Source organism: Exiguobacterium marinum DSM 16307 (assembly GCF_000620845.1).
GTDB classification, from domain to species: domain Bacteria; phylum Bacillota; class Bacilli; order Exiguobacteriales; family Exiguobacteriaceae; genus Exiguobacterium; species Exiguobacterium marinum.
In genome coordinates this window covers 33,334-39,645 of sequence record NZ_JHZT01000004.1, presented here as the reverse complement: position 1 = coordinate 39,645, position 6,312 = coordinate 33,334, and the positions used below count along the sequence as shown (strand labels likewise).

General features: G+C 36.9%; 8 protein-coding genes. 3 read left to right on the top strand and 5 right to left on the bottom strand.

The genetic code is table 11. The features are described from left to right. Positions 1 to 266: 266 nt before the first annotated feature. Both P400_RS0100240 and P400_RS0100235 read right to left on the bottom strand, forming a co-directional pair. Positions 267 to 632, bottom strand: a complete 366-nt coding sequence (locus P400_RS0100240; protein ID WP_026824348.1) for a DUF5388 domain-containing protein — start codon at positions 630 to 632, stop codon at positions 267 to 269. A gap of 5 nt (positions 633 to 637) precedes the next feature. Next, entirely contained in the window at positions 638 to 1,486 is an 849-nt protein-coding gene (locus P400_RS0100235) for a ParA family protein (RefSeq protein ID WP_034770589.1), read from the bottom strand. Between the two features lie 1,277 nt (positions 1,487 to 2,763). Here P400_RS0100235 and P400_RS0100225 point away from each other — a divergent pair. Then, the gene (locus P400_RS0100225) at positions 2,764 to 3,459 is read left to right on the top strand and encodes a hypothetical protein (protein ID WP_026824345.1); all 696 of its coding nucleotides are present in this window, start codon (positions 2,764 to 2,766) and stop codon (positions 3,457 to 3,459) included. Between the two features lie 34 nt (positions 3,460 to 3,493). Here P400_RS0100225 and P400_RS0100220 read toward each other — a convergent pair whose 3' ends face one another. Then, positions 3,494 to 3,871 carry a hypothetical protein gene (locus tag P400_RS0100220; protein ID WP_026824344.1) on the bottom strand — a complete coding sequence of 126 codons (378 nt, stop codon included), beginning with the start codon at positions 3,869 to 3,871 and terminating at the stop codon, positions 3,494 to 3,496. Continuing rightward, complete coding sequence (locus P400_RS0100215; protein WP_026824343.1) at positions 3,861 to 4,070, bottom strand: helix-turn-helix transcriptional regulator; 210 nt, start codon at positions 4,068 to 4,070, stop codon at positions 3,861 to 3,863. The genes P400_RS0100220 and P400_RS0100215 overlap by 11 nt, the downstream gene beginning before the upstream one ends. Positions 4,071 to 4,188: 118 nt before the next feature. Here P400_RS0100215 and P400_RS0100210 point away from each other — a divergent pair, with 118 nt between their 5' ends. Continuing rightward, on the top strand, positions 4,189 to 5,097 hold the full coding sequence (locus P400_RS0100210; protein ID WP_026824342.1) for a S8 family peptidase: 909 nt from the start codon (positions 4,189 to 4,191) through the stop codon (positions 5,095 to 5,097). 80 nt (positions 5,098 to 5,177) lie between these two features. Here P400_RS0100210 and P400_RS0100205 read toward each other — a convergent pair whose 3' ends face one another. Then, positions 5,178 to 5,432, bottom strand: a complete 255-nt coding sequence (locus tag P400_RS0100205) for a helix-turn-helix domain-containing protein (RefSeq protein ID WP_051545910.1) — start codon at positions 5,430 to 5,432, stop codon at positions 5,178 to 5,180. 304 nt (positions 5,433 to 5,736) lie between these two features. Here P400_RS0100205 and P400_RS15430 point away from each other — a divergent pair, with 304 nt between their 5' ends. Continuing rightward, positions 5,737 to 6,225 (top strand): helix-turn-helix domain-containing protein, encoded by a 489-nt coding sequence (locus P400_RS15430; protein WP_084483542.1) that lies wholly within the window; start codon positions 5,737 to 5,739, stop codon positions 6,223 to 6,225. The last annotated feature ends 87 nt before the right edge of the window (positions 6,226 to 6,312 follow it).

The following is a 6,312-nucleotide window of genomic DNA, read 5'->3' as shown; positions in this document are numbered from 1 at the left end:
TGTAGATTTGTATACATGTAGATTTGTATACATGTAGTTTTGCATACATGTATATTTGTATACATGTAGATTTGTATACGCGTATACATGTATACCGTTTTTTTTGAATATCTATCTTTGTTAGATCAACGTGGCTGAATATCCAGCAAAGGAGTATACCTTAAAAATATTTAGATGAATTGTCGTCACATAAAAAACGAGCATGCTCTACTGGAGCATGCTCGTTCATCAATATCTAAGGCTCAGTTCATTATGGACTGCCTTTTTTATTTACTATGCTTCATCATCAAAACGTCTCGAATCAGTTCATATTCTTTTCTCTCATTGGAAGAGAATAGCTCCAGATACTCGTCAATCATCGTAGAAATAATCGCATCTGCCGAATCCGCTTTGCCCATCGTCACTAACGCTGACAATTTGTTTTTTGTGAGGTTCGATACACGAACAGTGCTTGAACCCATGTTGACGGAGTTCTTGGCTGATCGTTTGTTTGAAGTTTCTTTCTGAACAGTAGCTTTCGATTCCACTGTTTTGTCTTCAGATACTTCAGCTTTATATGTTTGTTGCGGCGCCGCTGCACCCTTACGGTCCAGCAACCGCTTTTTCGCTGGTTTTTGAATCAAATCTGACATATTATTCACCCCTGTTCCACGTAATTCATTTCTGCTTCGAGACGGTTTAAGAACTCCTCTGCAACTTTTGCATATGTCTCCATGACACGTTTGTCGTGCATATCTTCCTCGACGATTCCAGTGATATCATATCGCTTCAAACGCTCCATGTTCTTGATCACGCCTTCAAAAAGGTTGTGCGATCCGAATACATTCTTGGCATTTTCAAGCGTTGCCATATCTACGGCTGCACCATTTTTGAGAAGAACCGGTAGGATTCCAAGAATATCAAAATCAGCACCATAGTCATCCAGCAATGTCTGCAGGTACTGTGTAAACACCTCGGCTCCCTGCAAGCTTCGTTCCTGTGTCTGAAGTACAACGACAACGAAATCAGAGGCATAGAGGGCAGAGTCAGTATAGATGGAGATAGTCGGAGGAACGTCCACAAAAATGAAATCGAACTCGCTCTTCAGAGGTTCAAGTAAAGTAGACAGATACGTCACTCGGTCCACTTCTTTCTCAAACTTTTTCTCAAGAAACTTCGGGTACTGCGCGAAATCACTGAATGAAGGTAGTAGGAACAGATTGTCCGTAACTTCTGTGACGATGCTACTTAAATCGCCTTCTTGCATTGCTGCCATCAATGTCTTTTCGAAGGTTATGTAATCATCTTCTCGTGCAGCCTTTGTCTTCAAGAACAAGGTAGTAGCGTTCGCCTGCGGATCTTGGTCACAGAGCAACACACGATAGCCTTTCTTGGCCAGTGCATAAGCGAGCATCGTACTATTTGTCGTCTTTCCCGTGCCGCCTTTAAAGTTTCCGAACGTCACAACAATCGCTTCTTGCTGTGAGAGATCAAGCTGATTGGTCATTTTAGTGCCTCCTTTTTTATTTGTAAGTTCAACGTATCAAACTTTTCTCCATTTGTATACATGTATACAAGTGTATTTTCATCTTTCCCTTTAATCCTAAAGAATTGTATATGTATCGATCTGAAAGTGACATAAACTATTATCTTCTTAAAAATTCTGGGTCACTGACCGAAAGTAAAAATCTCCTCACATTTTTAGAATACATTTCGAAAAAACAAGATATTTCTGAGTTTAATAAGTTAATATCAAACTGTGTTCTCCCAGTAGAGCAGATGAAAGATGCTCGAGCAAATTACATATCCAATAGAAATAAAGATAATTTGTATATAGCTGTTTGGACACTCATAGTTTTTCTGATTGCTTATTTAATAACAAAATCACTTGTAGTTGTTTGGGAAGTCTTGCCTTTATCAGTTTTTCAAAATTTCTTGGACCTTATGTTCGTATTAATTTTTATACGACTTTTAATGCGATCTGTGGAAATATGTTATTCCTTTTATACAGACCTTCATGATAAAGAAATTGATAAAAAATCAAACTTAACTAAACGAAACAGAGCAAATTTAGCTTTAAACAGCTTAATTGAAATAATATTTTTCTCCTATTTGACCACTCTATGCTTAATCGGAACCAAAATAGAGATTGAAAATACTTCGTTTATTCCATTTATAGTTGGAGAAATATTGAATCTTGTAAACCTTTTTATGTATTCACTTTCAGTTTCGTTATTTAATGTTTCATTCGAAAATTTATAAGACGTTATAAGTTCACATATAGCACTTATTCGCCCTATACACTTAACTCAAGTAATAAGTAGTGTTGTATTGTTAACTATTTGCTTGACATCCTACATTAACTCTCAATCTTCTTACACAACGGTGTTGCTAAAAAAAGAGATGGCAATTACATTTGTTTAGAACAAACAAATTCAGGAATCAAGAGAAATATCTTTAAAAAAGAATTTGAAACCATAGACTTACTCGTTCAAGAAGTGAATTTTTTATACGAAACAAACTGTATTGACGGAAAAACACATGAAATGTATAGAAAGGCTATAAATCGCTATAAAATAAAAGATATTAAATAGCTTTAATTTACATCATAATATATTTTTATGTTATTTATTTAATTTCCATCACATTATAGGGGTTATTATTGAAAATTGGTATTATATAACCATTTTTTAATGATAATCCCTTTGTTAGTATACAGATGTACCTAGCTAGTACAAATATCACAGTCTTAACGTTAAGAATAAAAAAGGACGTATTTCTAAGATGACACTCAATTTTGATAAAACGGTCAAACTCATTTTCCTCATGACTATGGCCCTTACACTGGTTTTCTCCGGGTTCTCTTCTTCAGTTTCTGCACAGGATAACACTTCAGTCACTCCAGGTATTGAAGAGGCAATTTCTAACTTTGAAGACACAACTAGTTCTGTATCCTCAGATTTAGAAAGTAATTTAGTAAAGGCAACTAAAAAACAATTGAATAAAGAATTACGCGGTCTAAAAACTAAAGATTTAGATTCAGAAAATGTCAAAGCATTGTCTTTGGATAATGGAAACTTTTTTGTCCAGTATGTTGTAAGCGAAAGCTCAAATTTCGAAGCAATTAGCAGTGTTTCATTCGTTTTAGACTCAGATTTAAAAATCATCTCAGTATATGAAATCAACCTCAAACATATTGATGAAGAAAATGCATCGCTTCAGGTATGGTCTGAAGGTAACAAAACCATTGATCAAACTTTAGTGAAGCCAGATGTACAGCCACAATGGTCATGGTCAAAATTCAAAAAATGTATGACTAATGACTTAGGAATTAGCTGGGCTACTGCATCTACTATCGGTGTTATTTGTGGAGGAGCTTGTGTAATCACTGCAGGCGCTGGATGTATCGCATGTCTTTCAGGAGCAGCAGCAATCTCAGGATTCAACTGGGGATACTGCATCGCAAAAGCAAAATCATAATAAAAAAAAGCTTTCTATAAAATAGAAAGCTTTTTTAATATCTTTTTGATAAAAAAACTAAAGTGGAAGTTGCAACTAAAACAATTAAAAAGAGAACTATATTTAAAACATCGGAAGCTTTAAAAGGTAATTCAAAAAAAGTCATCCATGTGAAAAGAATTAAAATAAGAACAGTTAGTGTCACACTTAAAATAGAAAGCATTTTTCGTTTAATATTTTTAATTCTTTCATCATTTTCTTTCATTTCTGGGTATAAGTGCCACATGGTCAAAGAAATTAAAGCAAGAGAGAGCTGTGACAAAAATGCCATACCTAAATCAGATGTTTTACTAAATACGCTGAATGACAATAACAAGATTGTAGATAAGGAGAAAAATACCCCTAATCCTAAATATAATTTTCTATAAATCATCGTTGTCCTCCTCGATAATGAAAATATCTTCTACATGTAAATTGAATTTTTTAGCAATTTTTAAAGCAAGGGGCAGTGAGGGGTTATATCGACCTTTTTCAATAGAAATGATTGTTTGACGCGACACTTTAAGATCAGACGCTAATTGTTCTTGAGAACAATTAAAACTTCCTCTAACTTCTGCTAACCTGTTTAACAATAATTTCACCTCTTTTCGTTTCAACTTCATTGCTCTAATAAGAATTATACAGTAAAGTTACCTTTACGTAAAGCTTACTTTACGTAAAGGTAACTTTACTAAGGGAGAAGGTCAATCTATGAAAAAAAAAATCTTTAACTATATGTTGCTTGTAATAGCACTCTCAACGCTTATTTTTATGGGTACAGAGTATTATAATAATTTTAAAAACAAGGGCTTATATGGGGAAACGCTTAAAACCATAAATGCACAAGATATTTTTCCCCATACACAATCAATTGATTTAAAAATTGCAGTGATTGATACCGGTATAAATACAACTAATAAATTTTTAAAAGATGCAAAAATTAATCAAGAATATTTAGAGAGTAACCAAGGTCTTTCCCAACAAATGCATGGAACCATGGTAGGCGGTATTTTAGTAAGTACAGGAAATGGACACACGACACCTGGGGGCCTTATACCAAATACCTCTATATTGTCTATTCAGGCTGGAACTGACATGGGTATGACGTCTGAACAATTAGCTAAAGCCATTAATACGGCTGTTTCAAAAAATGTAGACATCATCAATATAAGCTTAGCTACACCTAAAAATACCATTGAGCTAGAAAATGCAATCAAATCTGCTATAGATAAAAATATAATTGTTGTAGCAGCCGCTGAAAATAATGATCCATCACTTGACTATTATCCTATTTCCTATGAAGGTGTTATCGGCGTCGGAGCAGTCGATAACAATAGACGTGTAGTTGATACACCTAATATCGATAACATCGATATTTTTGCATCTGGTTCTGATTTACTGACTACTAAGTCCTCAGACAATGGTCTAACTTATTTCACTGGAAGTTCTGCAACAGCACCTCTGGTCACAGCTTTTATTTCTGTACTCAAATCAAAAAAACCAGATCTAGATTCTAAAGAAATTCTAGAGTTAATGAAGCGCAATGGCAGTCAAATAGAAATAAATAATAAATCAGGTATAATTTTAAATGCAGAAAAAACATTAAGAGCAGTGGATTAACTATTGAAATAGGCATATGAAAAGAGTCAAAGATAGCCTCACATCCGAGTATCTTTGACTCTTTTGGTTTATGGATAAACTCAAGTAAATCTTTGATCATTAAAGAAATCATTTAGATTGATATTTAGACCATCACAAAACTTCTGAATTGTACTTACCTTCGGATGTTTTGTTCGTCCGCTCATCAGCTCTGAAATCGTAGCTTGATTCAATCCACCTTTTTGAATCACTTGATGGATGGTCATATTCCGTTCCGCTGCGAGCTCCTTCATCCGCTCGATGATTGCCTCGTTCAACTCCACTTCCTCACCCCACGATCCAAGTACTCTCTTCATCACTTATTCTTTATGAAGTCTTCTATTCCTCTACCCTACCATAATCTCTTGAAATCAAAATAATTGTCATTATTTTCTATACTCAAAGCTTTATTTTTTTACAGTTGTGCTACAAAACCGAAAATATTGAGTTACTGTTGCTCTTCATCCCTTGTACAGAGCGGATTCGACAAGAATCGTCAAATGTAAAATTTCTGACATATCAGAAAACTGATGATTTTTATTCCTACTCCTGCTATATTGGAACCAACAAAAGGAAACATCTGTTTGGTCGCCGCTCTGGTTTACAGAAAGGGGAAGGCTTATGTATCGATTCGGGGAGTGGTTGAAGGAGAACCGTCGGCTTTCAGGCTGGTCACAGATCGAACTATCAGAAAAGACATTCGGGGAGATCTCGCAACCCGCTATCAGTCAGTATGAACAGAATCGCTCGGTGCCGTCGATTGCCGACATCGATCACATGGCCCGTGCGTTCGGACATACGCTCGCGACGGTGCCGTGGGACGCCATCGACTTCGGCTACGGGGCGAAGCGCTCCGTCACCAAGCTCGAGCGACGTCGGTTCGACCTGAAGGAGTTGCCGCAGGCCGACTCGGTTCGCACGTTCGACGGTAAGACGTATGAACTGCACGGTTTCATCGGCATCGAGAAGGCGAGCGGCGAGACGATCCAGTTGACGCAACTCTACTACCGGATCCGTACGGTCGTCTGTGACGCCCATGTGCTCGCCAAGCGAAAGAACCCGGATGACGAACTCATCCACGTCAAGAAGCGGAAAAGAGTCCGCCAGTAACCGACATCGACGCAGCAGCACATCCTTAAGGATGGTCTCCTCCAATCACATACCGGCGTGTCCCTCACCAGTGACCGGGTGGGTGGG

Coding starts and splice junctions, on each gene's coding strand:
- P400_RS0100225 (WP_026824345.1), top strand. CDS start 2,764: ATGACACTCAATTTTGATAAAACGGTCAAACTCATTTTCCTCATGACT.
- P400_RS0100220 (WP_026824344.1), bottom strand. CDS start 3,871: ATGATTTATAGAAAATTATATTTAGGATTAGGGGTATTTTTCTCCTTA.
- P400_RS0100240 (WP_026824348.1), bottom strand. CDS start 632: ATGTCAGATTTGATTCAAAAACCAGCGAAAAAGCGGTTGCTGGACCGT.
- P400_RS0100205 (WP_051545910.1), bottom strand. CDS start 5,432: ATGAAGAGAGTACTTGGATCGTGGGGTGAGGAAGTGGAGTTGAACGAG.
- P400_RS0100235 (WP_034770589.1), bottom strand. CDS start 1,486: ATGACCAATCAGCTTGATCTCTCACAGCAAGAAGCGATTGTTGTGACG.
- P400_RS0100210 (WP_026824342.1), top strand. CDS start 4,189: ATGAAAAAAAAAATCTTTAACTATATGTTGCTTGTAATAGCACTCTCA.
- P400_RS15430 (WP_084483542.1), top strand. CDS start 5,737: ATGTATCGATTCGGGGAGTGGTTGAAGGAGAACCGTCGGCTTTCAGGC.